General features: G+C 46.7%; 32 protein-coding genes, 1 tRNA gene and 2 riboswitches. Of the genes, 14 read left to right on the forward strand and 19 right to left on the reverse strand.

The genetic code is table 11. The annotated features are described in order from the left end of the window. Together Y79_RS01000000120165 and Y79_RS0113635 are read left to right on the forward strand one after the other, a co-directional pair. Positions 1-511, forward strand: a 511-nt coding sequence (locus Y79_RS01000000120165) for an EndoU domain-containing protein (protein WP_016938185.1), incomplete at its 5' end; no start/stop codon positions are given. After that, positions 508-864, forward strand: a complete 357-nt coding sequence (locus Y79_RS0113635) for a hypothetical protein (protein ID WP_016938186.1) — start codon at positions 508-510, stop codon at positions 862-864. The genes Y79_RS01000000120165 and Y79_RS0113635, both read left to right, overlap by 4 nt. Positions 865-1,109: 245 nt before the next feature. Here the strand turns inward: Y79_RS0113635 and Y79_RS0113640 are convergent. From Y79_RS0113640 to Y79_RS0113650, 3 genes are all read right to left on the reverse strand, one after another. Further along, a tRNA-Val gene (locus tag Y79_RS0113640) sits at positions 1,110-1,182 on the reverse strand. A 136-nt stretch (positions 1,183-1,318) separates the two neighbouring features. Further along, a complete protein-coding gene (metC, locus tag Y79_RS0113645; RefSeq protein ID WP_016938187.1) occupies positions 1,319-2,494 on the reverse strand; it encodes a cystathionine beta-lyase in 1,176 nt (391 codons plus the stop codon). Continuing rightward, positions 2,487-3,608 (reverse strand): methionine biosynthesis PLP-dependent protein, encoded by a 1,122-nt coding sequence (locus Y79_RS0113650; RefSeq protein WP_016938188.1) that lies wholly within the window; start codon positions 3,606-3,608, stop codon positions 2,487-2,489. The genes metC and Y79_RS0113650 overlap by 8 nt, the downstream gene beginning before the upstream one ends. Before the next feature lie 68 nt (positions 3,609-3,676). Then, a riboswitch (SAM riboswitch) is annotated at positions 3,677-3,802 on the reverse strand. A gap of 174 nt (positions 3,803-3,976) precedes the next feature. Between Y79_RS0113650 and Y79_RS0113660 the strand changes: the two genes are divergently transcribed. The 6 genes from Y79_RS0113660 (at position 3,977) to Y79_RS0113685 (ending at position 7,522) form a co-directional block, all read left to right on the forward strand. Beyond that, on the forward strand, positions 3,977-4,699 hold the full coding sequence (locus Y79_RS0113660; RefSeq protein ID WP_016938189.1) for an esterase family protein: 723 nt from the start codon (positions 3,977-3,979) through the stop codon (positions 4,697-4,699). 24 nt (positions 4,700-4,723) lie between these two features. After that, entirely contained in the window at positions 4,724-5,239 is a 516-nt protein-coding gene (locus Y79_RS0113665; protein WP_016938190.1) for a YjcG family protein, read from the forward strand. A 4-nt stretch (positions 5,240-5,243) separates the two neighbouring features. Beyond that, on the forward strand, positions 5,244-5,675 hold the full coding sequence (locus tag Y79_RS0113670) for a GNAT family N-acetyltransferase (RefSeq protein WP_016938191.1): 432 nt from the start codon (positions 5,244-5,246) through the stop codon (positions 5,673-5,675). A gap of 160 nt (positions 5,676-5,835) precedes the next feature. After that, on the forward strand, positions 5,836-6,069 hold the full coding sequence (locus tag Y79_RS0113675) for an AbrB/MazE/SpoVT family DNA-binding domain-containing protein (protein ID WP_016938192.1): 234 nt from the start codon (positions 5,836-5,838) through the stop codon (positions 6,067-6,069). Next, entirely contained in the window at positions 6,070-6,807 is a 738-nt protein-coding gene (locus Y79_RS0113680) for an ABC transporter ATP-binding protein (protein ID WP_016938193.1), read from the forward strand. Continuing rightward, positions 6,800-7,522 (forward strand): ABC transporter permease, encoded by a 723-nt coding sequence (locus Y79_RS0113685; protein ID WP_016938194.1) that lies wholly within the window; start codon positions 6,800-6,802, stop codon positions 7,520-7,522. The genes Y79_RS0113680 and Y79_RS0113685 overlap by 8 nt, the downstream gene beginning before the upstream one ends. A gap of 41 nt (positions 7,523-7,563) precedes the next feature. Here the strand turns inward: Y79_RS0113685 and bla are convergent, their stop codons facing one another. Both bla and Y79_RS0113695 read right to left on the reverse strand, forming a co-directional pair. Beyond that, positions 7,564-8,253, reverse strand: coding sequence for a subclass B1 metallo-beta-lactamase (bla, locus tag Y79_RS0113690; protein ID WP_415272844.1), 690 nt, complete (start codon positions 8,251-8,253; stop codon positions 7,564-7,566). A gap of 129 nt (positions 8,254-8,382) precedes the next feature. Beyond that, the gene (locus Y79_RS0113695) at positions 8,383-8,637 is read right to left on the reverse strand and encodes a hypothetical protein (RefSeq protein WP_016938196.1); all 255 of its coding nucleotides are present in this window, start codon (positions 8,635-8,637) and stop codon (positions 8,383-8,385) included. Positions 8,638-8,758: 121 nt separating this feature from the next. Here Y79_RS0113695 and Y79_RS0113700 point away from each other — a divergent pair, with 121 nt between their 5' ends. Then, complete coding sequence (locus Y79_RS0113700) at positions 8,759-11,044, forward strand: ATP-dependent helicase (RefSeq protein WP_016938197.1); 2,286 nt, start codon at positions 8,759-8,761, stop codon at positions 11,042-11,044. Between the two features lie 66 nt (positions 11,045-11,110). Here Y79_RS0113700 and spoVIF read toward each other — a convergent pair whose 3' ends face one another. From spoVIF to Y79_RS0113725, 4 genes are all read right to left on the reverse strand, one after another. Then, positions 11,111-11,365, reverse strand: a complete 255-nt coding sequence (gene spoVIF, locus Y79_RS0113705; RefSeq protein ID WP_016938198.1) for a sporulation-specific transcription regulator SpoVIF — start codon at positions 11,363-11,365, stop codon at positions 11,111-11,113. Between the two features lie 152 nt (positions 11,366-11,517). After that, positions 11,518-11,667, reverse strand: a complete 150-nt coding sequence (locus Y79_RS01000000120170; protein WP_016938199.1) for a YjcZ family sporulation protein — start codon at positions 11,665-11,667, stop codon at positions 11,518-11,520. 92 nt (positions 11,668-11,759) lie between these two features. Then, positions 11,760-11,957: a hypothetical protein gene (locus Y79_RS0113715; protein ID WP_016938200.1), complete on the reverse strand. Its 198-nt coding sequence runs from the start codon at positions 11,955-11,957 to the stop codon at positions 11,760-11,762. 287 nt (positions 11,958-12,244) lie between these two features. Next, positions 12,245-12,601 (reverse strand): DUF1360 domain-containing protein, encoded by a 357-nt coding sequence (locus tag Y79_RS0113725; RefSeq protein WP_015388440.1) that lies wholly within the window; start codon positions 12,599-12,601, stop codon positions 12,245-12,247. A 170-nt stretch (positions 12,602-12,771) separates the two neighbouring features. Here Y79_RS0113725 and Y79_RS0113730 point away from each other — a divergent pair, with 170 nt between their 5' ends. The 5 genes from Y79_RS0113730 (at position 12,772) to cotZ (ending at position 15,331) form a co-directional block, all read left to right on the forward strand. Beyond that, positions 12,772-13,158 carry a spore coat protein gene (locus Y79_RS0113730; protein WP_016938202.1) on the forward strand — a complete coding sequence of 129 codons (387 nt, stop codon included), beginning with the start codon at positions 12,772-12,774 and terminating at the stop codon, positions 13,156-13,158. A gap of 40 nt (positions 13,159-13,198) precedes the next feature. Next, complete coding sequence (locus Y79_RS0113735) at positions 13,199-13,513, forward strand: hypothetical protein (RefSeq protein ID WP_016938203.1); 315 nt, start codon at positions 13,199-13,201, stop codon at positions 13,511-13,513. Between the two features lie 92 nt (positions 13,514-13,605). After that, positions 13,606-14,106, forward strand: a complete 501-nt coding sequence (gene cotX, locus Y79_RS0113740; RefSeq protein ID WP_016938204.1) for a spore coat protein CotX — start codon at positions 13,606-13,608, stop codon at positions 14,104-14,106. A gap of 150 nt (positions 14,107-14,256) precedes the next feature. Then, a complete protein-coding gene (gene cotY, locus Y79_RS0113745) occupies positions 14,257-14,739 on the forward strand; it encodes a spore coat protein CotY (RefSeq protein WP_016938205.1) in 483 nt (160 codons plus the stop codon). A 148-nt stretch (positions 14,740-14,887) separates the two neighbouring features. Next, positions 14,888-15,331 (forward strand): spore coat protein CotZ, encoded by a 444-nt coding sequence (gene cotZ / locus Y79_RS0113750; protein ID WP_016938206.1) that lies wholly within the window; start codon positions 14,888-14,890, stop codon positions 15,329-15,331. Between the two features lie 57 nt (positions 15,332-15,388). On the opposite strand, the gene Y79_RS0113755 is transcribed toward cotZ, so the two are convergent. From Y79_RS0113755 to Y79_RS0113800, 10 genes are all read right to left on the reverse strand, one after another. Continuing rightward, on the reverse strand, positions 15,389-15,970 hold the full coding sequence (locus tag Y79_RS0113755; protein WP_016938207.1) for a CotO family spore coat protein: 582 nt from the start codon (positions 15,968-15,970) through the stop codon (positions 15,389-15,391). A gap of 97 nt (positions 15,971-16,067) precedes the next feature. Continuing rightward, a complete protein-coding gene (fabI, locus tag Y79_RS0113760; RefSeq protein WP_013351851.1) occupies positions 16,068-16,844 on the reverse strand; it encodes an enoyl-ACP reductase FabI in 777 nt (258 codons plus the stop codon). 129 nt (positions 16,845-16,973) lie between these two features. Beyond that, positions 16,974-17,786, reverse strand: coding sequence for a bifunctional hydroxymethylpyrimidine kinase/phosphomethylpyrimidine kinase (thiD, locus tag Y79_RS0113765; protein WP_016938208.1), 813 nt, complete (start codon positions 17,784-17,786; stop codon positions 16,974-16,976). A gap of 22 nt (positions 17,787-17,808) precedes the next feature. Next, on the reverse strand, positions 17,809-18,819 hold the full coding sequence (locus Y79_RS0113770; protein ID WP_016938209.1) for a thiazole biosynthesis adenylyltransferase ThiF: 1,011 nt from the start codon (positions 18,817-18,819) through the stop codon (positions 17,809-17,811). After that, positions 18,816-19,586, reverse strand: a complete 771-nt coding sequence (gene thiG, locus Y79_RS0113775) for a thiazole synthase (protein WP_095240937.1) — start codon at positions 19,584-19,586, stop codon at positions 18,816-18,818. The genes Y79_RS0113770 and thiG overlap by 4 nt, the downstream gene beginning before the upstream one ends. After that, the gene (gene thiS / locus Y79_RS0113780) at positions 19,583-19,786 is read right to left on the reverse strand and encodes a sulfur carrier protein ThiS (protein ID WP_003155008.1); all 204 of its coding nucleotides are present in this window, start codon (positions 19,784-19,786) and stop codon (positions 19,583-19,585) included. The genes thiG and thiS overlap by 4 nt, the downstream gene beginning before the upstream one ends. Then, positions 19,783-20,892 carry a glycine oxidase ThiO gene (gene thiO / locus Y79_RS0113785; RefSeq protein ID WP_016938211.1) on the reverse strand — a complete coding sequence of 370 codons (1,110 nt, stop codon included), beginning with the start codon at positions 20,890-20,892 and terminating at the stop codon, positions 19,783-19,785. Before thiO ends, thiS begins: the two co-directional genes overlap by 4 nt. After that, the gene (tenI, locus tag Y79_RS0113790; RefSeq protein WP_016938212.1) at positions 20,876-21,493 is read right to left on the reverse strand and encodes a thiazole tautomerase TenI; all 618 of its coding nucleotides are present in this window, start codon (positions 21,491-21,493) and stop codon (positions 20,876-20,878) included. The genes thiO and tenI overlap by 17 nt, the downstream gene beginning before the upstream one ends. Further along, positions 21,471-22,178, reverse strand: a complete 708-nt coding sequence (tenA, locus tag Y79_RS0113795) for a thiaminase II (protein ID WP_016938213.1) — start codon at positions 22,176-22,178, stop codon at positions 21,471-21,473. The genes tenI and tenA overlap by 23 nt, the downstream gene beginning before the upstream one ends. An 85-nt stretch (positions 22,179-22,263) precedes the next feature. Then, positions 22,264-22,372: riboswitch (TPP riboswitch) on the reverse strand. 53 nt (positions 22,373-22,425) lie between these two features. Next, the gene (locus tag Y79_RS0113800; RefSeq protein WP_016938214.1) at positions 22,426-24,270 is read right to left on the reverse strand and encodes a monovalent cation:proton antiporter family protein; all 1,845 of its coding nucleotides are present in this window, start codon (positions 24,268-24,270) and stop codon (positions 22,426-22,428) included. Between the last annotated feature and the right edge of the window lie 168 nt (positions 24,271-24,438).

Below are 24,438 nucleotides of genomic sequence, written 5' to 3' on the forward strand. Positions count from 1 at the left end.
GTACGAACCCGCGCTTGCCGGAATAGCACAGGATATTGAAAATACTCACAATGTGAAGAATACGCCTTTATTGAAAAGTATTATTGAAGAGCAGAAAGAGAGTGTTCTCAGGCAATCTGTCAATTCAAATGGTATTAATAAGAAAACGATAAAGCACGTATATCATGGTGAAGTTAATAGGAAAAATAAAGCTGTAGGTTATCATCATGAGAGTATGATGGGTGGCAATATAATACCTGGAACAGAAGAAGTGCCTGATATAAATGGGGTATATAGAGCTAAAGTAGAAGTAAAAGGAATAAAAAAAGTAGCAAGGTCAACTTTCTTTCCAAAAGAATGGGATAGAATAAAAGTTTACAATACAATTTCCGAAGCTTACAAAAACAAAAAACAAGTACGAGATAATAAGTATATCGGCAAAACATCATCAGGGATTGATGTAGAAATGTATATTAATAAAGATGGCTCAATAGCTACTGCATATCCTTTATATAAAAAACCAAGGGAATGATTGAATTTATTATGGAATATTCATTTGAATGTAAAAGAGACCATTTAGGATACTTACGAGTAGTTCTCCCCGCAGGGTTAGAATACTTTTCTGACTTCATTGAAGACATTGTTTCGGTAGATGAAGCTGATGAATACTTGAAAATGATTCAAGACGTATTGGATGGTTCTTCTGAAGAATATGAGATTCAACTAAATACAACCATTGCATATATAAAAGAAGATCAAACAGTCATAGAACACCTTTATACAGAAAATGAAAACGATAGAAGCTCCATGGAGACAGAAAAATTCAAAAAACTTATACTCGACTGGAGAGACAAGATCCCCCAAAGGTATAAGAGTGATGATTAAAACTTTAGGTCCCTTGAAATTCAAGGGACCTTTTTATTACCTTAATACCGCTTCAAGTTTCACTTTGTTTTCGATCCGCAGTTACTATCTGGAGAACTCATAAGGAACGGTCTGACGAATTTTTGGTTTTCAGTGCATAATAGCTATCAATGCCATTTCCTTGCCCTTCTTACTGGAATAATGTAAGCCTCTAGAGCCGTTTCAATAAAAAGTAAAAAACCCTTGCTACGCAAGGGTTTCGGCTATGATTCCGACTGGGCTCGAACCAGCGACCTCTACCCTGTCAAGGTAGCGCTCTCCCAGCTGAGCTACGGAATCATGATATGTATGTGTTGCTGGGTATGTTGTTGTCTCTCTGACATTTATAATTATATATCCTGCTTAGCCGTTCGTCAACACTTTTTTATCAAAAATAAAAAAAGGGGCGGCGCTCAATTGGCGCCGCCCTTTTCATTTATAATCTGACTTTGGCGGGAGTTATTTTTTTCAATGCCTGTTCGAAGTCGCGTTCTAAATCTTCGGCGTTTTCGACTCCGACGCTCAGGCGCAGAAGGCCGTCTGTGATGCCGCGTTTTTCCCTCTCCGCTTTCGGCATGGCGGCATGCGACATAGTTGCAGGGTATGAGAGAATGGATTCAACGGCGCCGAGGCTGACCGCAAATACCGGAAGAGATACATTTTCGACCAGCTTTTTGACGGCTTCTTTGCTTTCCAGTTCAAAGGACAGGACGGCGCCCGCTCCGCTTGCTTGCCGTTTATGGGTATCGGCTCCCGGGTGTCCGACAAGGCCGGGATAATAAACGTTTTTGACGGCGGGGTGCCCGTCAAAAAAGGCAGCCAGCCGTTCAGCCGTCCGGCTCGCTTTTTCCAGTCTGACCTGCAACGTTTTTAAGCCTCTCAATACGAGCCAGCAGTCCTGTACGCCGAGCACCGCTCCAAATGAGTTTTGCAGCTTATACAGCTGATTGCCGAGCTCTTCATCCTTGACGGCGGCAAGGCCTGACAGCACATCGCTGTGGCCGCTTAAAAATTTCGTCGCGCTGTGAAGCACGATATCTACGCCGAGATCAAGCGGCCGCTGCAGTGCAGGCGTCATGAAAGTGTTGTCAAGGTATGTCAGACAGCCGTGTTCTTTTGCCAGCTCGACGACGGCTTTAATGTCCGTGATGCCGAGCGTCGGGTTTGACGGTGTTTCCATATAGATGGCTTTCGTATTCGGCCGGATGGCGCGGGCAACCGCTTCTGTGTCCGTCATATCGACAAAAGTGTGTTCGATTCCGAAACGGGACAGCACTTCTGTCACCATGCGGAATGTTCCGCCGTACACATCCTCCGTGACAAGAACATGGTCGCCTTGGGATAAGAGCAGAAACGCCGTCGAAATCGCCGCCATTCCGGAGCTGAAAGCAAAACCTCTCGTTCCGCCTTCAAGACCTGCGATCGTTTCTTCAAGCGCTGTTCTTGTCGGTGTGCCTGAGCGGCTGTAGTCATATGTCCCGAATTCTTCAAAGGAAGACTGATGAAATGTGGAAGCATGCTGAATCGGCACGCTGACGGCTCCTGTAGCTCCGTCAGTTTTAAATGGATTGTGCACGAGCTGGGTTTCCAGCGTCCAATTTTGATTACTCATATGACACGGCCCCCTCTTTTACTTGCTGTAACGCCTGCTTTACATCCCGCTTCAAATCTTCTGCATGTTCAATTCCCACTGAAAATCTCAGCAGGCGGTTGCAGACGCCGTTTGCGATACGGATATCTTCCGGAATGTCCATGTGCGTCTGTGTCGCGGGGTATGTAATAAAGCTTTCCACCCCGCCGAGACTTTCTGCAAAACAGATCGTTTTCAGCGCCTTTAAAAATGGATTGACCCATTCCTCTTTTTGCAGCCGGAAAGAAAGCATTCCGCCTCTTCCGGGATATAACACGTCGGCGATTTCTTCTTCCTGTTCTAAAAATTCTGCAAGTTCACGGGCGTTTTCTTCATGACGCCGCATTCTGAGCCCGAGTGTTTTCATCCCTCTCATTAAAAGCCACGAATCAAACGGCGGGAGAACGGCTCCGATCGCATTTTGGTGATTAAACATGATGTCGCCGAGCTCTTCATCCTTTACGACAGCAAGACCGGCAAGGAGATCATTGTGCCCGCCTAAATATTTTGTGGCGCTGTGAATGACGATATCGGCTCCCAGTTCAAGCGGGCGCTGGATGACCGGGGTATAAAACGTATTATCGACAATCAAGAGCAGGCCGGCTTCTTTCGTAATCCGGGCGATTTTTTCAATGTCCGCCTCCTGCATTAACGGGTTTGTAGGCGTTTCAACAAATACCGCTTTCGTGTTTTCCGTTAATTTGGAGCGTAAACAGTCTTCATCGCTGAAATCATCGTAAATAAAGCTTAAGCCGTATTTTCTCCATTCATTTTCAAACAAACGGTATGTGCCTCCGTATAAATCGGAGGATACAATCAATTCATCCCCGCTTTTAAATAAAGCCATAATCGTTTGAATGGCTGCCATTCCCGAGCTGAAAGCAAAGCCTCTCGCACCGTTTTCCAACACGGCGATAGCGTCTTCAACGAGCTGGCGTGTCGGGTTTTTCGTGCGCACGTAATCAAAACCTGTAGATTCTCCTATTCCTCTATGTCGGTAAGCGGTGGACAGATAAATCGGCGGACTGACCGTTCCTGTTGCTTCTTCGCTTCTATTTCCAATTTGGGCTAATTTTGTTTCAACATGCTGCGTCATCAGTAAGCACCATCCTTTTCAAAAATAAAAAAGCTCCCTCTTCATAAGAAGAAGGAGCTTTTCTCTTCCTCTTATCTTCCAAGCATGTGAATCGCTTGCTGGATTTAGCACCTTGGCACTTTGCCTTCCCGCGGCAAAGCAAACCGGTTGCTGAGGTTTCAAAGGGCCAGTCCCTCCACCTCTCGTGATAAGAATATTGTTTTGTATTTTCTGATTGTTCTATATTAACGCACTATAAAATGGATTTCAACAACTTTTTAATTTTCTGAACTCTCGCAAGAAGTGCATCTGAAGAAAGAAATTTCTAATAATTCATGGTACAATAGGGAAAAACCATCAAGACAAGAAGCGGCCTGGAGGAATGCGAAGTGGCACCGAAAACCGGAATCATTCATGAGAAAAAACTTTTCTCTCATGAGCTTGAAGAAGAAATGACCGTTTTGGTCTACCTGCCCAACACTTACTCCCCTCTGTATAAATATCATACGGTCATCGCCCAGGACGGCCATGATTATTTCAGATTAGGGAGGATCGGGCGGCAGGCGGAAGAGCTCATGTCAAAAGGGGAAATTGACCGCTGCATCATTATCGGCGTCCCATATAAAAATGTGCGGGAGCGAAGAAACACATACCATCCCGAAGGCTCTAAGTTCGCCTCATATAAACGGTTTATCGCAAATGAGCTCGTTCCTTTTATCGACAAAGAATATCCGACTTATCAAGTCGGATACGGCCGCACCATGATCGGGGATTCCCTCGGCGGAACCGTCTCGCTCATGACGGCGATTGACTATCCGAACATGTTTGGAAACGTCATCATGCAGTCTCCGTATGTTGACGGGCACGTGCTGGATGCCGTCCGGCAGTCGGAGGATCTCAAACAGATTTCCGTTTATCATCAAATCGGAGAAAAAGAAACCGATGTCCACACGACGGACGGCCAGGTGCTTGATTTCACCGCGCCGAACGAAGAGCTCAAACAGCTGCTGGAAAGCAAACAGTCTGAATACACGTATGAAACCTTTGACGGGGATCATAAATGGACATACTGGCAGCCGCTCATCACGCCGGCGCTGAAAAAAATGCTGTAACCATTCATTAAGGAGGGAACTTTCATGAAATACGGTATTGTTTTATTTCCATCAAAAAAATTACAGGATCTCGCAAATTCGTACCGGAAACGCTACGACCCGAGCTACGCGCTCATACCGCCGCATCTGACGGTAAGAGATCCGTTTGAAGCGACAGAACAGGAAATCGAGCAGATCGTATCACAGCTGAGACAGACGGCGAAAGAGTCGCATCCGCTCGTTCTGAAGATCACAAAATACAGCTCGTTTTCTCCTGTGAATAATGTGATATATATGAAAGCGGAGCCGACGGAGGAATTAAAAACTCTGAGTGAGAAATGCTATTCAGGAGCATTGTCCGGTAAGCCGGAATACAGCTTCGTTCCGCATGTCACGGTCGGCCAGAAGCTGTCGTCAGATGAACATTCCGACGTACTCGGACAGCTGAAAATGCAGGACATTTCCCACGAAGAAGTCATCGACCGTTTTCACCTGCTGTATCAGCTGGATAACGGCTCATGGACTGTGTACGAAACATTTTTATTAGGCGGAGGAGAATAACTGTTTGGAAGCCATCGTTGCAAAAACTGAAAAACATCTGAACGACGCTTTTTTCGTCAGAAAAGAGGTCTTTGTTAAAGAGCAGCACGTTCCGGAAGAAGAGGAAATTGATCAATTCGAAGACGCGTCAGAGCATATTGTCATTTATGACGGCGGTCAGCCGGTCGGAGCCGGCAGATGGCGCTTGAAAGACGGGCGCGGAAAATTAGAGCGTATCTGCGTGATGAAAAGCCACCGCTCTCTCGGTGTCGGAGCCATCATGATGCAGGCGCTTGAAAAAGCGGCGGCCGCCCAGGGCGCCGGCAGCTTTATCTTACATGCGCAGACGCAGGCGGTTCCGTTTTATGAAAAACAAGGGTACCGCGTCACATCCGGCGAAGAATTTCTCGATGCCGGCATCCCCCACCTGGAAATGATAAAGGAACACAAACGATAAAATCAAAAGCACTCCTGCTGATATGGCAGGAGTGCTTTTTTTATGAAAATATTACTTTTTCATGAATTTTATTGAATTTTATGGAAGGTTGATGTATGTTTAGTATACGAAGTATTACAATTCATACAAAAAATACAATTCACACAACGGAGGGATACACATGACAGCACCTAAAGGAAAGCATATATTCGGGACCGTTAAAGTTGGCACAAAAGGCCAGATTGTCATTCCTAAAGAAGCAAGAGATGTTTTTGATATAAATCCCGGGGACTCACTGCTTATGCTCGGGGATGACCAGCAGGGTATCGCACTTGTTAAACAAGAACTCTTTTTCGAATTTGCAAAAGATATTTTAAACGCAAAGCAAATTGACGCAGATGGCGAGGATGAGTAAATGCACGCGATTGAGCTGAAGCAATTAACGAAACATTATAAAGAAACCGCCGCCGTTGACCGTCTTGATTTTTCAGTTGAAAAAGGAGAATTTTTCGCTTTACTCGGTGAGAACGGAGCTGGAAAAACGACATTAATCAGCATGCTTTGCGGCCTCCTTTCTCCGGATGAAGGTGATGCATCAGTGCTCGGCTTCAGCATTTTGACTGATTTGGATAAAATTAAACCGAAAATGAATATATCTCCGCAGGAAACAGCCATTGCCCCTCATTTAACAGTACGGGAAAACTTAGAGTTTATAGCCGGAGTCTACGGAATTCCAAAAAAAGAAGGAAAAAAAAGAACGGATGAGATGCTTGAATTGTTTCAATTAAAAGAGAAAGAAAGAGCAAAAACAAAAACATTATCAGGCGGAATGCAGCGCCGGCTCAGCATCGCCATGGGTATGATTACAAAGCCGGATATTTATTTCTTAGATGAGCCGACATTAGGGCTGGACGTCCGTTCACGCCGCGAGTTGTGGAAAAATCTTGAGGCATTAAAGGGAGACATGACGATTATTTTAACGACACACTATTTAGAAGAGGCCGAAGCCCTGGCAGACCGTATTTGCATTTTAGAAAATGGGACATTAAAAGCACTGGGTACGGCAGAGGCTCTGAAAAAGCAAACTCATTCAGCCACATTTGAAGATGCCTTTTTAGCGATTTGTGACGGGGAGGCGGGTCTTTATGCTTGATTTCGCCATACGCAACCGCAAAGAGATTTTTCGTGATCCCCTATCTATCATCCTTGGAATCGCACTGCCTGTTATTCTATTGTTTCTGTTTACGGCGATTGAGAAAAATGCGCCGCTTGACACCTTTAAAGTCCAGCATTTAGCACCCGGACTCATTGTTTTCGGCTTTGCTTTCCTTACGATGTTCTCTGCATTGCTGATCGCAAAAGACAAACAGACCGCTCTTCTGACCCGTTTGTTTGCTTCCCCTTTAAAAACAGCCGATTATGTTATCGGTTATGCACTGCCGATGCTGCCGCTGGCCGTTTTACAAATTGTCATTTGTTTTACCGCAGCAGCGGCTGCCGGTTTGTCAGCCGAATGGATCAATCTTCTCGCCGGTATCGCTGTACTGCTGCCGATTGCGATGATGTCCGTTTTCTTCGGTTTATGTTTAGGGGCTGTGTTTACGGACAAACAAATTTCGGGTATCGGAACGATTTATATAACACTCGTGCAATTTCTGGGCGGAGCTTGGATGGATGTTAATCTGCTCGGTGAGACGTTCAGACATATTGCTTATGCCTTGCCGTTTATCCACTCGATCGAGCTGGCCCAGGAAGTCATATCCGGAGATTATTCTTCATTTCATCAGCATGTTTGGCCGATAGCGGGATATACCGTTTTGGCGCTTGCACTTGCTTTCCTCAGTTTTATAAAAATTAGGAAGAGATAAAAAAAGCCGGCACTCCGTAATGGGAGCGCCGGTCTTCTTTTTTACGTTTCTTTCAGAAGGCTTATCGTATGCGGCAGCAGACGATCATCCCCCGGGCTGCCGTGGCCCGGAACGACAATACTGATATCTTGATATCTTTTCATCACTTTGCGGACGGCTCGCGGCCAGTGGTCCGGGTAAAACCCAGGAGTAGGCACGATTTCCTTTGTTTCTAATGACTTGATTAAGCATCCGCCGAATAAGAGCTTATCCTCAGGCAGCCAGACAGTCATATTGTCTTCCGTGTGCCCTTTACCCGGATAAAACGTTTCAATTTTCATATCGCCAAACTGCAGCTTGGTCACGTTTTTCAAATCTCCGAGCGGCCGGTCATATCCCTGCTGCCGGGCGAAGTCGGCGGTCAGCTTCGTGCTGTGGACCTTTACGCCGTATGTATACAGGGTGTTCAGCCCGCCGATGCGATCGTCATGGGCGTGTGTCACAATGGCATCGGTCATCTTTTTACCGGGAAACTGCTGTTTTATTTTTGTCATTAATTGCTCTGTGAGACTGTCATTCCATGGCGTATCAATCAGTACGATTCCTTTGGACGTCTCAAGGAGCAATCCGTTCGCAGGGACGGGACTTCCGTCTGCCATGCCGGTGCTTGTATGCATCCAAACATGCGGCGCCAGCTGTGTGAGAGTGACATCTTTTGCTGCGGAGCCCGCCGATGCGTGCGCCGGTTTCATTCCGGCAATAAAGAGGCCGAATAAAAACAACCCCGCGATGAATAATGTATACCTTCTCAAAAAAAAATCATCTCCTTCTTCACCTTTTATATATACGACTCAAAAAAACCCGGATATTTTCCGGGTTTTTCACACGTATTGATTAATCAATCGGCCTTTTCCCATAATTTGCGGCAGACGGGAAAGAGAGCGCTTACGTTTTTCCTCATGTACGTTCTTTTCTGCGGCTGCGGTGTTTTCCTGGCGGCGCTCCACCTCTCTGTACATCCTGTCATTGGCGAGGGCGGCCGCTTTCGTAATGCCGGCGTAATCAGGCCTATAACCCGCTGTCCGGTTTGCGTATTGAGTATACTGCTGGTTTTGAATCCGTCCTGCATAAATCATATGTACCCCTCCCCTTCAGCTTTTCATTTCCCTTAATCTTACTTTTTGAAACGCGGTTCTTTTGTTATGATATTCTTTGTCTATCAAATGGATGAACACCTTTTAATGGGAGGACCCCTTTTTGAAATGCGCCCGACTGAATAACCGAACGATACATTTACATACATATTCTAGAGAACATTACCAATTCCTTTTTGAAGAAGCTCAGAAAGGAAATATTTTTTGCGCACATTGTGACCAGCCCGTCTTCATGCGGCTTTCGATTTTAGAGCAGCCGGCATTTTATCACCGGCAAAAGGGAGACTTTACCGCCTGTGAAAAAGCATGCGCGGCCAAGGAGCCAAAAGCGGAGAAGGAAAAGGAAGAGTATAAGGAAGCCGGCATGTTCCGCCTGCCGAAAGGAAAAGCGATTTCAGAGAATCCGAAACCGATCGTCTCAGAATGGAAAAGCCCGAAAAAGGTGCCTGCAGCCGAGCCGTTTTCACCAATATCTGAAGCAGCTGATACATCTTTGTTTCCCGGTATCGGACTGAACCGTGAACAGATGCGGGCAGTCACAGAAACCGACGGGCCCCTGCTGGTGCTCGCCGGAGCGGGAAGCGGAAAAACGAGGGTGCTGACAGCCCGCGCCGCCCATATGATTGAACATCTCGGCATTTCACCTGAGAACATGCTGCTTGTGACCTTTACGACAAAAGCCGTCGCCGAAATGAAAGAGCGGATGGCGACTGAGTACGGGCTGGCAGCCGGCAAAGTCTCCCGTCTCGTGACGGGAACATTCCACAGCTTTTTCTATAAAATACTCTATCATTTTGATTCTTCAAAATGGAACGGCAGCCAGCTTCTAAAAATGGAATGGCAGAGAGAGCAATATGTAAAAAAGGCGCTCTATGAAGAACATTTGGATGAAAAAGAGTTTCCCGTCGACCAGGCGCTTCAGCTTATCGGCTGCTGGAAAAACACGTACCTCCCCCATGAGACAATTCCGCTTGCGGATGACTGGGAGAAAAAAGTATACAGGCTCTATGAACATTATGAACGGCAAAAGCGGGAAAATCGCCAGTTTGATTTTGATGACATGGCCCAAGGCTGTTATGAGCTGTTAAAAAGCCGGCCTGATATTCTCGCACAGTATCAAAACAGATTTTCTCATATTTTGATTGATGAGTTTCAAGATATTAATCCTGTACAGTATAAAATTATGCAGCTGATCGCAAGCCCAGAGAATAACCTGTGCTGCGTGGGGGATGACGACCAATCCATTTATGCGTTCCGCGGAAGCAGCCCGTCTTTCATCCTTGATTTTCAGAAAGACTATCCGGCAGCAACAACCATTTACTTAACGGCAAATTACCGCTCGCCGCATCCGATCGTCTCAAGTGCTCATACCGTCGTAAAGAAAAATAAAAAACGGTATGAAAAAACACTTTCTGCCATCAAAGACGGCGCTCACGATCCCGTGATGTTTTATCCTTACGATGAGGAAGAAGAAGCAACCATGATCGTTTCGGATATAAAAGAGAAAATTCAAAACGGAGCGAGCCCCGGCGATTTTGCCGTGCTTTACCGGACAAACAGCGCCGGGCGGGCCATTTATGAAAGACTGCATCAATCATCAATCCCTTACCATGCCGACAGGGGCGTACAGACGTTTTACAGCCGCAGAATCGTCCGGCAGATCCTCGCCTACTTATACGCGAGCCAGAACGAGGATGATACGGATGCAGTGAAAGATCTGCTTTCGGCCTTATTTTTAAAGCAATCCGCCCTGCAAACGCTAAAGGCGCTGTCAATCACAGAAGATTGCACGATGATTAAGGCGCTGACGAAACTTCCTGACCTGAAGCCGTTTCAAATAGGGAAAATCAAGCAGATCGTTCCGTTTTTCGCCAGCATCCGGACAATGAAGCCCGTTGAAGCCATCACCTTCGCCGAAAGCAAAATGGGCTTTTCCGAGTATTTAAAAAAACGGGGCAATGAAGGAAACAAGCTGGAAAAAGGCTCTGATGATCTCCGGGATGTCAAAGTGGCCGCCAAAAAATTTAAAACCATTCCGGATTTTCTGGCGCATGTCGATCATATGCGCGCCGCCGAGAATCTGAAAACCGATGAAAACGGCGTCGAACTGATGACCATTCACCGCTCAAAAGGTCTTGAATTCAATACGGTCTATATTTTAGGCGCGGCTGACGGCTCGATCCCCCATGACTTCGCGCTTGAGACGGCGAGACAGGGCGATCCCGCTCCGCTCGAAGAAGAAAGACGGCTTCTGTACGTCGCAATGACAAGGGCCATGCAGCATTTATATGTATCATGTCCCGCGAACAGACGGGGGAAAACAGCGCGCAGTTCAAGATTTCTCGAGCCTCTTCTTCGGACGGACAGACGGAGTGCACTCAGAATATAAAGAACCCGGCAGATCACTGCCGGGTTCTTCTCACATAAAAAGGCCTTCAATAAGGCCGGCTGACGCCTATTTTTTGTCCATCATTTTAGAAATGGTGCCAAAATCAAGTTTCTCTTTACCGCTTGTAATTGATTGAACGATTTTGTCTTCCAATTCTTTCGGTACACGTTTGTTAGCCAGCTGGGATACCTTCTGAATGACACCTCTCACCGTGTTTTCATCTTTGAAATTTGCATTTTGCAATGATCCCGCGAGGTTCATGACATCCTTCATGCTGACGCCTGTTTTCTTCTCAATATTTTTAAAAAATTGATTATCCATGTTGTGCCTCCTTTTTGTGGAGTAATACGATATTGTATGAACAAAGGGCGGAACATGTGCCCGTAAGACAACGGGAAATTCCGCATACCCCGTTTTCATACATCAGGCAAGCACGGGAACGATCCCGCGCTTATCCTGGGTCTAGCTAAGGTTTAGCCGAAAAAGGATGCACCGACAATGATCAAGAGGATGAACAATACGACAACAAGAACAAATGTTGAGCCGTAACCGCCTCCGACATAGCCGCCACCGTATCCGCCGCAGCCGTAGCCGCCTCCGAATCCGCCATATCCGAATCCCATACTTAAGCACCTCCTTTACTCTCTATACTCTATGTGATGAGACTTGTTTGGCTTGGATAAATGCATAGGGCCGGTGCGGATTTCATTTCATTTTATTGAGAATGCTCATTTTTCTTCAGTTTGGCTTCGGTTTCAGCGGCAAACACATCTATCCATTCCTCGAAGCGCAAACCGGCTTCATCAAACTCTGACAGCTGCTTTTCAATAGATAAGATATGTTTGTTATACTCCCGCTGATTTTGATTGTGTCTGCGGTATTTTCCATTGATCAATGCTTCAAATATATTCATAACATCCCCTCCTCCTATGATCTATGCGGAACAGGGACCGGTGTTCGGCAAAAAACAAAAAAACCGGAATCCCCGGTTTTTTTAGAAAACGGCTATCTCGGTTTTTTCTTTTGGCCGCAGCCGCAGCCTTTCTTTTTAATTTTTTTTTCGTAAGGCTGGTACTCAGTGGATTTGTATGGAGTTTTTTGGGAAGGTTTGCTTGATTGATTCATGTTGATCCTTCCTTTCCTTATGTCATATATACCATTTTATGCAGAAAATAATGGTAAGTTGCTGATGGAACCGCCTTATTCCTGGAGAAGACGCGAAACCGCAGCTTCAATGATCCCCGCTGCCCCGGCTATGGCTAAAAGTAAAATCAGCCATTGCGCAGCCTCGGGAATCACAATCTGCGCCGCAATTAAAAAGGCGGCGCACCATACGCCCGTACACCAGTAACAGCTGAGCAGTTCACCGATAAAAGCCCTGATGCCTTTGCCTTTTATGACAATATAGGTTTCTGTCGTGCCGTCTGGTGCGGTTTCTGTTTTTTCCTCGTGAAAAAGGCTCCGGAGCGGCGCCATTATGGTGTCAAATACGAAAAGCCTGGCCAGCCGAAAAACGGCAAACGATAACAGAATAAATGAAAGCCAATTGATAACCACCTGTTCACTCCTTTTTAAAACTTGACCTCATAATATATATGCGAAAACCCTGTTCTTCATGAATCGCACCTTGTCCGGGAAAAAAATAGGTGCGGTTTAGTTGTTTTTCTTATTCCGCTCGGCGTTTCATTTGCATTATATAAAGTATGAATGAGAAAGGAGTGAAGGTTATGTCGTTTGAAGAAAATGTTGAAACACTGCAACCACAAATATTCGAACAATTATCCAACGAATTCGAGCAGAAGATCGAAGTGATTGATTGCGAAAATGTCACAGTAGATACAACACATATAACGGCCGCTCTTTCTATACAAGCCTCAGTTACTGCGGCGATTATCCTCGCGACACAGCTCGTAATCGCAGATGAAGACACAGCCGACCAAATGGTAACCGAACTGCTGATCCTGGATGATTGCCAAATAAAAAAGAGGACCGTCATTCAAGTTCTGAACAGCCGCAATGTCAAAATCACACTGACAGCAGACGATATCATGGCCTTTGTACAAATTTTGTTTCAATTATTAAATGTACTTTTTGCTGAACTAGACATCCTTTAACTCTTTCTATTCAAATTTTTTAAAATAGAGGTGAGAACAAATGGCAGACAACGAAAAAATCAAAAAAGAACTCGAAAATCTACCAGAAGTGGACCCGCTTTTAAAAGTGCTTGTCAGCAATGTCTTCAAAAAACACGGCGTGACAAAAGATAAATTACGGGAAATACCTGATGAAGAAAAAGAAATGCTGATCGCTTTAGTCAAAGACATGCAGGCGAAATCAGAAGCTTTTCTTGAAAGCCAGAAACAGAAAAAAGAGCAGGAAAAAGCACAAGAGCAGCAGAAAACTCCGCAAACCCGCAGAGAACAATTAATCGAACAGCTCCGGCAAAGACGCCAAAATCCCGGTCAATAACTAAAAAATAGTGATTTTTATCAGGATATATGCCTGAGTCAAAGTAAGGGGCCGGCTCATTTAATAATAGTAAAAGAAAAGGAGGAATAGATATGGAAAGCAGACCATACTCTTGGGTTGCACTTGATCCTGAATGCGAACATCCGCGAGAAGAAAAAGAAGAAAAAGAAGGCAGAAGATGCAGTGTTTGCTGTAACGGAAACGGATTCGGCGAAGATAACGCCTTCCTTGACCAAGACCTGGCCCAAGCGAACATCAACAAACAAGTTTCTGAAGAAGCGATTATTATCAGAGATTCTTGCGATATTAACGTGACATCGACAGACGTTCAGGCAGTCACTTCCGTTGTAACAGCGCTTAATGCAGCAGTCGTAACGGCTACTCTCACTTCAATCGCTGACGGAGTCATCGCTGAATTGGTCGCACAAGACTTACTGCAGCTGACAGCCAACAAACAAATCAACCGCCAAAAATTACTCATCGAAAACTCCCGCGGCGTAAACGTGACAACAGTAGATGCCGATATCGCAACGCTGATCTCAACAGCGACAAATACACTGGTTGCCATCTTAGTCATCACTCTCGTCCTCTAAAAAGAAAAGCAGAGCTAAAAAACGCTCTGCTTTTTCTTATTTTCTCCGCATATGATGAATATATAGACGTTCACCCACACCAAGTGAGGCTCGCGTACATATGTTGTTAAAGACAAAAGTCAAATACCCTAAAAGAAGGAGCTGAAATCCATGAGCTGCGGAAAACACCATGGCCGAGATGAAAATTGTGTATGCGATGCAGTCGAGAAGATTTTAGCAGAACAAGAGGCTGTTGAAGAACAATGCCCGACTGGATGCTATACCAATCTGTTAAGCCCGACGGTTACCGGTAAAGATACCATCCCGTTTCTCTTGTTTGATAAAAAAGGCGGTTTGTTCTCCACATTCGGGAACGTCGGAGGATTTGCGGATGACAGCCAGTGTTTCGAGTCTATTTTCTTCCGGGCAGAAAGAGTTTGCGATTGCTGCGCGACGCTTTCAATACTGCGCCCCGTAGATGTGCACGGCGACACCCTCAGCGTCTGCCATCCTTGTGATCCGGATTTCTTCGGTTTAGAAAAAACAGATTTTTGCATTGAAGTTGATCTGAGCTGCTTCAGCGCCATTCAATGCCTTTCACCCGAACTTGTCGACCGGCCTGAGCCGCACAAAGAGAAAAAGCATCACGGATAGTCATTGATTCGCATCTTTTCTAAAGAGGAATCCCCTTCCAACTTTCTATTACAGATGCAATCATCAGCCCGCCCGGACGCCCGGGCGGCTGACTCTCCGATATCGTTTAATCCGGTGCCATTTAAAACGTGAAGTCAGGAGGGAAATTATGAGCAAGAATACAACATACTGTGTGCGTGAAGCGGTGGAAAATATTGAGGACCTGCAAAATGCGGTTGAGGAAGATTGCCCGGCCGGATGCTATTCCAACCTTTTATCGCCGGGTTTTTCATTAGGCGATACAGTGCCGTTTGTGCTTTTCACTTCTAAATCATCGCCGTTTATCGCTTTCGGAAATGTCGGCGAGCTGGATAACGGTCCGTGCTTTAATACTCTTTTTTTCAGAGTTGAAAGAGTCTGTGACGGCTGTGCCACATTAAGCCTGCTTATTGCTTTTGACGAACATAAGCACATCCTTGATTTTACAGATAAAGATTCTGTCTGTGATGTATTCCGTTTAGAAAAAACAAACTATTGCGTTGAAGTCGATCTTCACAGCTTCTGCGCCATCAATTGCCTTAGCCCGAGATTGCTGAACCGCACACATTCTTAACCGAAAAGCATAAAAATAAGCTGCCGGAGTAAAGAATTCAGGCAGCTTTTTGTATGGTTAAAAACCGAGCGGATGCAGCGAGGTGATATCGCTGATGGCAAGCTCAGCAGGCGCACCGTTGCTCGTCGTCCTCAAATAGATGGCATCATTTTTTCTGCCGACGATTACGCCTCTGTAAGTTTTCCCGTTGGCTTCTATCAAACAAAGCGCCCGGGGCATATTATGCGGCAGTTTCGTTAAGAAATCAATTTTTTCAAGAATGGACATTCTGCTCATCGGCTTTTTCACGCGCTTTGGCGGAACCCTCTCCTCCAAGGCGTCATTGTGAACCGCTTCAGGCTCTTTTTCTGCGGTGTCGGGCTCAGCAGCATCCTGCACTTGCGCCGGAATTTCTTGTGCGGCTTCCTCTGTGCGGCTGTGCTGTTCAGGTGTCTGCTTTGCTGGTTCGGCAGGCGCTGCTTCGACAGGCTGAGTCTTACTTTTTTCCTCCTGCTTTCCGTGCGCGGGCTCTTCTATAGGCGGCTGAGGTGTTTTCCTTTTGATTAATATATCCTGCATTGATGATTGCGTGTCTGAATAATCCGGCTGCACAATATACATGAGCGGTTTTTTGTCCGCGTTTCTGTTTTGTTTTGACATCTTCATCCCTCCGATTCTGTCATGTTTTATCTATATGACGGAATGATTAAAATCAGAAGAAAGAAAAAGCAATCCCTAAAAAGGGACTGCTTGTCAATTAACGTGCGGTAATATGGAAACCGGAATCAACGTGAAGATTTTCGCCCGTGATGCCTCTTGACAGATCACTGAACAAGAATGCGGCCGTGTCACCCACTTCTTCAGGTGTTGTCGTGCGGCGCAGCGGCGCGCGCTCTTCGATTTCCTTCAGGATAGAATTGAAATCACTGATTCCTTTTGCAGAAAGCGTGCGGATCGGTCCTGCTGAAATGCTGTTGACGCGGATGTTTTCTTTTCCTAAGTCAGCCGCTAAATATCTGACACTTGCATCAAGAGACGCTTTTGCAACACCCATTACGTTATAGTTTGAAACGACGCGCTCGCCGCCGAGGTAAGTGAGTGTGACGATGCTGCCGCCTTCAGTCATGATCGGACGAGCCGCTTTTGCGACCGCTGTCAGAGAGTAAGAACTGATGTTATGTGCAAGCAGGAATCCCTCACGGTTCGTATTTAAATATTCACCGACAAGCTCCTCTTTGTTTGCAAATGCGATGCAGTGCGCAATGCCGTGAATCACGCCGACCTGCTCTTTAATGCTCGCAAAGCAAGTTTCGATCTCAGCGTCATTTGTCACATCACACGGAAGGATGAGAGAATCATTTCTTTCTAATGTAGCCGCAAGGTCATGAACTGATTTTTCCAATCGCTCCCCTGCGTAAGTGAAAATGAGGCGCGCTCCGGCTTCATGAAGCGAGCGGGCGATTCCCCAGGCGATACTGCGTTTATTGGCAACGCCCATCACAACGATGTTGCGGCCTTCTAGTGAGAAATTCATATGTATAAAGCCTCCTGTAATCGTCTTAAAGACATAATTTAGTACCTGATCTTAATTTTTATCATATCATAACCTTGTCCAGATTGAAAGCATGGGAAAAAGACCGCGGAGTGTTGAAGCGGTCTCTTTTTATCTCGTCTGCAGGCTGTTTCTTTTATAGGCAAAATGATTTGTCGGCCCGTGTCCAGCTCCGATGCCGAGCGTATGTTCCACGGCTTCACGCACAAAGTTGGCGGCTGTCTCAAACGCGGCTTGAATATGTTTTCCTTTTGCGGTCTCCGCCGTCAGCGCAGCCGCAAATGTACAGCCCGTTCCGTGGGTGTGTTTCGTGTCAATATAGGCGTGACTGATTCCGGTAAAAGATGAACCGTCAAATAATAAATCAACGATTTTTCCCTTTTCCGGCTGGTGTCCGCCTTTTATGATGACGTTCTTTGCCCCAAGATGGCAAAGGCGTTCCGCCGCTTTTTTCCGGTCTTCAAACGTACGGATTTCCATTCCGGTCAATGCCTCAGCTTCCGGAACATTCGGCGTAATCGCATAACTGCGCGGAATTAACAGCTCTTTTAACGCGGCCTGTGCTTCCTCACGCAGCAGGGATGCGCCTCCTTTGGCAATCATGACGGGATCAGTGATGAGATGCTCCAGTCTGTACTGATCCATTTTTTCCGCAATTTCCGCAATCATCTCCGCGCTCCACAGCATTCCCGTTTTTATCGCGTCAGGCCGCAGATCTTCCGCCACCGCGTCGATCTGGCTGCCGAGCGCTTCCCGGGTGAGCGGGTAGATGCCGTGAACCCCCAATGTATTCTGGGCGGTTACCGCTGTAATGGCTGACATCCCGAAGACGCCGAGCTCCTGAAAAGTTTTCAGGTCCGCCTGTATACCGGCCCCTCCTCCTGAATCTGACCCGGCAATCGTCAATGCTTTGCAAATGCTCATGCTGTTTTTCTCTCCTTTCGCATTATCCGATCCATTTATGATAAAAGGATTTCGCTCTGCTGATGTCGCTTGTACCGTGAATTAATGCTCTGCCGTCACGAAACAGAACCATCTTGAAACTGTCTGTCGTGAAAGAAATTAAATACGGATTGGCCGAAACGTCAAGCCCGGCCCGTCTGAGCTGTCCCGAAAGCCTTTGCAGATCAAACGGCTCTGAGATTCCTGTTCTGATCTGTACCGTGTTTCTCCCGCACAGAACAGCCGCTTTTGACTGATTCTTGTAAGATAAAAACGGAAAATCGTTCGTGCCGCAGCTTGGGCAATCAGCTTTCTTGAGACGGGCAGCATTTATTTCGGACCGTTCATTTTTCCACAAATCAAACGAGCGGAGAACATGCTCAACAGGTCCGCCTGTTAACAGCTTCAGCGCGTCTGCAGTCTGAAAAACAGCCGTCTGTAATACAGCCGGACTGATAATTCCCGCCGTATCACATGTCATACCGCCTAAAGGCAATGTCTCAAGCAGACAGTGAAGGCACGGCGTGACACCGGGAATGACGGTAAAGGAGAGTCCATAGCTGCCGACACAGGCGCCGTACAGAAAGGGAATTCCTTTCTGTACAGCCGCATCGTTCACAATCAGCCTCGTTTCAAAGTTGTCAGTCGCGTCAATGATAAGAGATGCGTCACAAATCAGTCCGGGTGCGTTTTCCGCAGTGACATCCATGACAAATCCTTTCACATCTACATCGCTGTTGATGGATTTAAGCCGTTTTTCAGCTGCTGCGGCTTTCGGCATTTCCTGTCTGACATCATCTTCGGTATAAAGCTGCTGGCGCTGGAGATTACTCCACTCCACATAATCTCTGTCAGCGATCGTTACCTTCCCGACCCCTGCTCTGACAAGCATCTCCGCATTTGCCGCACCAAGCGCACCCGCGCCGATAATCACGGCATGAGACGACCGGAGCTTCTCCTGTCCGGAGGGACCGATCGGCTGATACAGCTCCTGTCTGGAATATCTGTCCGTCATACCGGAAGACCGTCCCGCGGACTGCTTGCAGTTCCGTAATCTTTCACCGGAATCCGCCCGGCTTCATAAGAAAGGCGGCCCGCTTCTACGGCAAGCTTCATCGCCCGGGCCATTTTGACCGGATCATCAGCGCCTGACACAGCGGTATTTAATAACACACCGTCAGCTCCGAGCTCCATCGCGCAGGCAGCGTCTTTTGAAGAACCAATGCCGGCATCGACAATGACCGGAACTTTCGCCTGTTCAATGATGAAGGACAGATTCAGCGGATTTAAAATTCCCTGGCCTGAACCGATCGGTGAAGCGCCCGGCATAATAGCATGGACTCCGAGCTCCTCAAGACGCCTTGCGAGCACGACATCATCTGACGTATACGGAAGAACGATAAATCCCTCTTCAAGCAGCTGCTCTGATGCTTTCAGCGTTTCAACCGGATCAGGCAAAAGTGACCGGCTGCAACCGATGACTTCCACTTTTATCATGTCACAAAGTCCCGAAGCTTTAGCAAGCCTTGCGATTCTGACCGCCTCTTCAGCCGTTGCGGCGCCGGCTGTATTCGGGAGAAGCGTGTACTTAGACAAATCAAGCTGTTCGAGAAAGTTTGGCTGAGACTGTTCAAAGATGTTCATCCGCCGCACCGCAAAGGTTAAAATATCTGATTCCGAGACGGCCACCGCCTCTTTCTGAATCTCAAAACTCGGATATTTTCCCGTTCCTAACAGCAATCTTGACTGAAACTGTTTCCCGCCTATTGTTAACATCCTCATCCGCCTCCTACAAAATGGACAATTTCTATGACGTCGCGATCACATAAACTTGTGTTTTCATAATTCTTTTTTTCGATGATTTCTTTATTTCTTTCTACAACTACGATTCTTTGATCAAGCTGATACGATTCAAGCAAATCCTGAACCGTCCCCTCTTTTCGATTCCAATCAATTTGTTTTCCGTTCAGCTGAAGGATCATATTTGAACAGCCTCCTTGCGATCAATTCGAAACGCTTCTTCCCATTCATGTTTAACCTGTCTTCCCAGGATCATATCCCGCACCATTTCAGCCGTTGCCGGAGCTAGCAGGATGCCGTTTCGAAAATGGCCGGCGGCGAATATGATGCCGCTGTTATCAGGATGCCGCCCGATAAACGGCTTTCCGTCTTTTGTCCCCGGCCTGAGCCCCGCCCAAAACCGGTCTATTTTCATATGTTCGATGGCGGGAAGCATGGTTTTCGCTTTCGCAATGACAGCCTCAATCCCGCCGATGTCAGGCGTGTCGCTCCAGTCGCCCCGTTTCATCGTGGCGCCGATGACAAGCCGCCCGCTTTTTCTCGGAACGACATAACAATGATCATGGTAAAGGGTTTTGGTCAGCGGGATTTCGTCATTCCACACAGAGAGGCATTCTCCTTTCACAGGGAAAAAAGGCTGTCCCAAGCCGAGCTGGCTGAAAAACCGGCCGCTCCATACACCGCTGGCAACTGCGACTTTGTCAGCATAAACATCCCCGCCGGACGTTGTGATGCAGTATTCCCCGTTCACCCGTTTTACGGAAGTGACTTGTGTATGCTCACATATGTCAGCGCCATAACGCCGCGCCCCTTTTGCATATGCTTTGCAAACATAGTAAGGTTCTACATGGACATCGTCTTTTATAAAATATGCGCCGAGAATGTCCTTTGAAGTGTAAGGTTCTTTTTCAAGAACCTCCTCCGCTGAGAGCCAAGTGACGGAAGGCAAATCATCCATTTTCCGTAAACGGATCATGTCTTCTTCTGTATACGCCAGTTTAAGCATTCCGCCGTTATGGCGCCTGATATTAATGCCGCTGGCTTCCTCAAGCTCTTGCCCCGCCGCTTCATACAGTCTTTGGCTGTGCATAGCAAAATCAAAAAACGCATCCCGGTTTTCACATTCCGCGTGAGCGCCAAGCATTCCCGCCGCAGCGCTTGTCGTTTTTCGGCCGATTGCTCCGTCTTCAAACAAGACAACGTTCTGCTGCGTCTTCGCCAGCTCATAAGAAATGGCGCATCCGATAATTCCGCCCCCGATAACCGCCGTATCATAGTGCTTCTTCATAATCAGCCTCCCTCACCGCGCGTGCACACCGTTTTGCCGCCTCCTCAGGATTTTCAGCTGAGAAAATGCCTGACATGACAGCAATTCCGTCCGGTTTCGCCTGCTTTGTGAGCCGGATCGTCTGCAGTGTCATTCCGCCGATTGCAATGACAGGGATGGAAAGCGTGCGTTTGATCTCTGAAAGCAGGCTGATGCCTCTTGCTTCAAGTCCTTGTTTACATTCGGTTTCAAACACATGGCCGAACACCACATAATCCGCATCTTCCTTTTCAGCTTGGATGGCTTCTTCCAGCGAATGAACCGAACGTCCGATATGAAGATGGGGAAATCTGCTTCGCACCTGCTTTACGGAAAAGCTGCGGGATGGAAGCTGAACACGGTGTATGTTGGCAAAAAGCGCGATATCCGCTCTGTCATTGATGATCAATTTGTCCTTATCCGCACCTCCCTTTTTCAAAAGGGACAAAAGCTGCATGATCTCTCCCGCTGTTTTGTCCCGCTCCCTGATATGGATAAAGCTTACTTCGCGCTGAATCGATAGAATATCCTCGGCCAGCTCGGCAACGGGTTTGCGATTATCAGTTACGGCGTGCAGCTCCAAAGGATTCCACCTCTTTTCCGCCCTTCTCGGACCAGCCTTCTTTTTGATAAGCCATTCCCCAAAATTGATATTCATAATAGCTTGAAATCACAAAATTCTCTTTCATTTTCGCGCGGATTTCCTCTGTGCTGTTTTCAGCAATCTCGTCAAAACGGCTGATCTGTTCTTCGACCTGCTGTCTGAACCAGTCTCCGCCGTATGTACCGATCCATTTTTCGTAAATCGGATGTTCCGGTTTGCATTCCTTTAAGCGTTCGCCGACTTCATAATAAAGCCAATAGCAGGGCAGAAGCGCGGCTAAAATTTCTCCAAAATTCCCGCTCATCACCGATCTGTACATATGAGACGTATAAGAATAGGCTGTCGGCGCCGGCTTAAATGCCGCGCGCTCTTCTTCTGTAATCCCTAAAAGCTCCGTAAATTCGCGGTGCAGCGCCATTTCCGCTTCATATGTGCCCTGAGCGTGGCCCGCCATCCTTCCCGTCGTAAACAAGTCTTCGGCATATGCGGCTGCAAACGCCTGAACTTTTGCAAAATGCGTCAAGTAGTAGGAATCTTGCAGCACGTAATAACTGAAACGGTCTAACGGCAGGCTTCCGTCACCGATCCCTGTTACAAACGGATGAACAAAGCTTCCGTCCCACCATTCGGCTGCCGCCAGTCTGCATTCTTCAGAAAATGTCATAAAGTTTTCCCCCCTGATAAAATAAAAAAACCACTTTCCCGCATCGGAAAAGTGGTTTGGAATTTATCTGGATAAAAGGAACCCAAAAAATACCGCTCCACTTCCCTACGCAGGTCTGAACCTGTTCAAGTTATGAGGGTCTAAAAGTCTCACTTTTATCTCAGCCCTTATGAAGGACACCCCTAGTGGTCATACGATTGATCATTTACTTGTTATGCCTTCTATCTTATCACGAAATGCAATTTGGTCAAGCTTCAAGGATTTTTCTCAGCTCCGACACGTAGTTGCGTGAGCCCGTAACGATGAGACGGTCTCCTGTTTTCAGCCTCGTGTCCCCGTGCGGAACGATGCTGTCCACACCTCTGAAAATCCGGACGAAAATCACATCGCCCATCAGCGGAAATTCGCGCAGAATAATGCCGTTATACGCCGTATTTTCCAGATTGATCTGATAAAGCGAAGACTCTTCATTCGTCAGAAGGTTCATCACGCCCGGCGCCTCAATTAATGCGCGCAAGAGCGTCTTTGTAGACAGAAGGATAGAAAAAATACTGATGCCCTCTTCCTTCAGTTTTGTTTCATGTTCAACCGAGCCGACGCTTGCGATGATGCGCTCAGTCCCTTTCTCTTTCGCCATTAAGGCGATTTCAGCGTTCACATCTTCATTTCCCGTCGCCACGACAAGAATATCCGTTTTAAAAATACCGTGCGACTCAAGCGTGCCGGGCTCGTAATCAGAAATCGTTTCAACAGAAAAAACAGATTCCGCAAGCTTTTCCCCGGCATTTTCCTGATACACATGGACGACCCGCACATCATATTCCTCATCAGGCAGCTCCAGCGTCACCGGAAGCGTCATTTGGTTGGCGCCGATAAATGTAATGCGCTTCTTTTCCTGCGGCGCACTTTGCCGCTTGAATAATTTTTTAAAGCCGACCGGTGTGATGATGCTGGCGATAACCGCAACCAAAGTCAGCGCGCCGGACATATTGGCGCTGATAATGTGTAGCCTTTCTCCGATCGTAGCCGCCGCGATAACAAGCGACAGCGTAGAAGTCAGCAAAAACCCCGAAGCAAACACGGTTCTTTTGTCATACCATTTCTTTAAATAAAACACCGGGAATATTTTGCTGATAAACAGCGCAAGCAGAAGCAGCGGAATCATCGTCAAAGTTTTTGGATCTTGGAAGAGCGTCCATATGTCCAGCTTCACCCCGACCATGACGAAAAAGATCGGAATTAAAAACCCGTAGCCGAATGAATCCAGCTGCTCCACCATTTCTTTATTCGGCGACAGAAGCGATACCAAAACGCCTGCTAAAAATGCACCGAGAATATTTTCCGCCCCGAGAGATTCCGATAAAGCGACAAGCACGATAATCAGTGTAAAGATGGCTCGCGTGCCGATCTGGACAGTGCCTTTAGACATCGACTGCACAAATGAGCGGTGTTTAAAGATCCTGCCGAAGAAATACAGCACCACCCCCGCGGCAAAGAGAATCAAAAGAAGCCACATATTTCCGCTGTCTTCCCCGTAAAGAGAAGAGAAGAAAGCGAGCAGAATCATCGTAGCCAAGTCCGCAATAACGGCGACAAGCAGAATGATCTGGCCGATATTGGAATTCATGATCCGTTCTTCCTTTAAAGTCGGAACGACCACACCGAGTGATATTGTCGAAATAATAAGCGTCATTAAAAACGCGTTTTGAATAAAACCGGCTAATACAAAGGCATAGGACAGCAGCAATGATAAAATAAAGATGCCGAAAAATATGATCAGTGCGGCAGAAAACGTATTGGGTGCTTCCTTGCCGTTCGGAAGGAATTGTTTTTTCTTCCCTTTCTCAAATGACGAAAAGTCAATTTCCAATCCGCTTAAAAACATTAAAAAGATAAAGCCGAGAACAGACAGCGTCTCCAGCCACGTGTCTCCCTGAACGACGAGATTCAGGCCGCTTTTTCCGATAATAAGCCCCATGATGATTTCCGCGACAACGACCGGAATGCTGAGCTTAAACCGATGTAAAAGGAGCGGTGTCAAAAAAGCGACGATCAGAACGACGACTAAAGAAGCGACTGATGTGTGTTCCATTTGTAAATACCTCCTTAAAACAAGGGTTATAAAAGCCCGCTTAAAGCGGGCAATACCTTACTTTTTTTAAAAACATAACGCATATTCTAACAAGGCTGGCGGCGAAAAAAAAGTGATAAGGCATTATTTCTTCAAATTCTTTTTTAATTTGTACCAAAACAGCGTAAT

Source organism: Bacillus siamensis KCTC 13613 (assembly GCF_000262045.1).
Taxonomy (GTDB): Bacteria; Bacillota; Bacilli; order Bacillales; family Bacillaceae; genus Bacillus; species Bacillus siamensis.

Coding starts and splice junctions, on each gene's coding strand:
- Y79_RS0113635 (WP_016938186.1), top strand. CDS start 508: ATGATTGAATTTATTATGGAATATTCATTTGAATGTAAAAGAGACCAT.
- metC (WP_016938187.1), bottom strand. CDS start 2,494: ATGAGTAATCAAAATTGGACGCTGGAAACCCAGCTCGTGCACAATCCA.
- Y79_RS0113650 (WP_016938188.1), bottom strand. CDS start 3,608: ATGACGCAGCATGTTGAAACAAAATTAGCCCAAATTGGAAATAGAAGC.
- Y79_RS0113665 (WP_016938190.1), top strand. CDS start 4,724: ATGAAATACGGTATTGTTTTATTTCCATCAAAAAAATTACAGGATCTC.
- Y79_RS0113675 (WP_016938192.1), top strand. CDS start 5,836: ATGACAGCACCTAAAGGAAAGCATATATTCGGGACCGTTAAAGTTGGC.
- Y79_RS0113680 (WP_016938193.1), top strand. CDS start 6,070: ATGCACGCGATTGAGCTGAAGCAATTAACGAAACATTATAAAGAAACC.
- Y79_RS0113685 (WP_016938194.1), top strand. CDS start 6,800: ATGCTTGATTTCGCCATACGCAACCGCAAAGAGATTTTTCGTGATCCC.
- bla (WP_415272844.1), bottom strand. CDS start 8,253: ATGAAACCGGCGCACGCATCGGCGGGCTCCGCAGCAAAAGATGTCACT.
- Y79_RS0113695 (WP_016938196.1), bottom strand. CDS start 8,637: ATGATTTATGCAGGACGGATTCAAAACCAGCAGTATACTCAATACGCA.
- spoVIF (WP_016938198.1), bottom strand. CDS start 11,365: ATGGATAATCAATTTTTTAAAAATATTGAGAAGAAAACAGGCGTCAGC.
- Y79_RS01000000120170 (WP_016938199.1), bottom strand. CDS start 11,667: ATGGGATTCGGATATGGCGGATTCGGAGGCGGCTACGGCTGCGGCGGA.
- Y79_RS0113715 (WP_016938200.1), bottom strand. CDS start 11,957: ATGAATATATTTGAAGCATTGATCAATGGAAAATACCGCAGACACAAT.
- Y79_RS0113730 (WP_016938202.1), top strand. CDS start 12,772: ATGTCGTTTGAAGAAAATGTTGAAACACTGCAACCACAAATATTCGAA.
- Y79_RS0113735 (WP_016938203.1), top strand. CDS start 13,199: ATGGCAGACAACGAAAAAATCAAAAAAGAACTCGAAAATCTACCAGAA.
- cotX (WP_016938204.1), top strand. CDS start 13,606: ATGGAAAGCAGACCATACTCTTGGGTTGCACTTGATCCTGAATGCGAA.
- cotY (WP_016938205.1), top strand. CDS start 14,257: ATGAGCTGCGGAAAACACCATGGCCGAGATGAAAATTGTGTATGCGAT.
- cotZ (WP_016938206.1), top strand. CDS start 14,888: ATGAGCAAGAATACAACATACTGTGTGCGTGAAGCGGTGGAAAATATT.
- Y79_RS0113755 (WP_016938207.1), bottom strand. CDS start 15,970: ATGTCAAAACAAAACAGAAACGCGGACAAAAAACCGCTCATGTATATT.
- fabI (WP_013351851.1), bottom strand. CDS start 16,844: ATGAATTTCTCACTAGAAGGCCGCAACATCGTTGTGATGGGCGTTGCC.
- thiD (WP_016938208.1), bottom strand. CDS start 17,786: ATGAGCATTTGCAAAGCATTGACGATTGCCGGGTCAGATTCAGGAGGA.
- Y79_RS0113770 (WP_016938209.1), bottom strand. CDS start 18,819: ATGACGGACAGATATTCCAGACAGGAGCTGTATCAGCCGATCGGTCCC.
- thiG (WP_095240937.1), bottom strand. CDS start 19,586: ATGAGGATGTTAACAATAGGCGGGAAACAGTTTCAGTCAAGATTGCTG.
- thiS (WP_003155008.1), bottom strand. CDS start 19,786: ATGATCCTTCAGCTGAACGGAAAACAAATTGATTGGAATCGAAAAGAG.
- thiO (WP_016938211.1), bottom strand. CDS start 20,892: ATGAAGAAGCACTATGATACGGCGGTTATCGGGGGCGGAATTATCGGA.
- tenA (WP_016938213.1), bottom strand. CDS start 22,178: ATGACATTTTCTGAAGAATGCAGACTGGCGGCAGCCGAATGGTGGGAC.
- Y79_RS0113800 (WP_016938214.1), bottom strand. CDS start 24,270: ATGGAACACACATCAGTCGCTTCTTTAGTCGTCGTTCTGATCGTCGCT.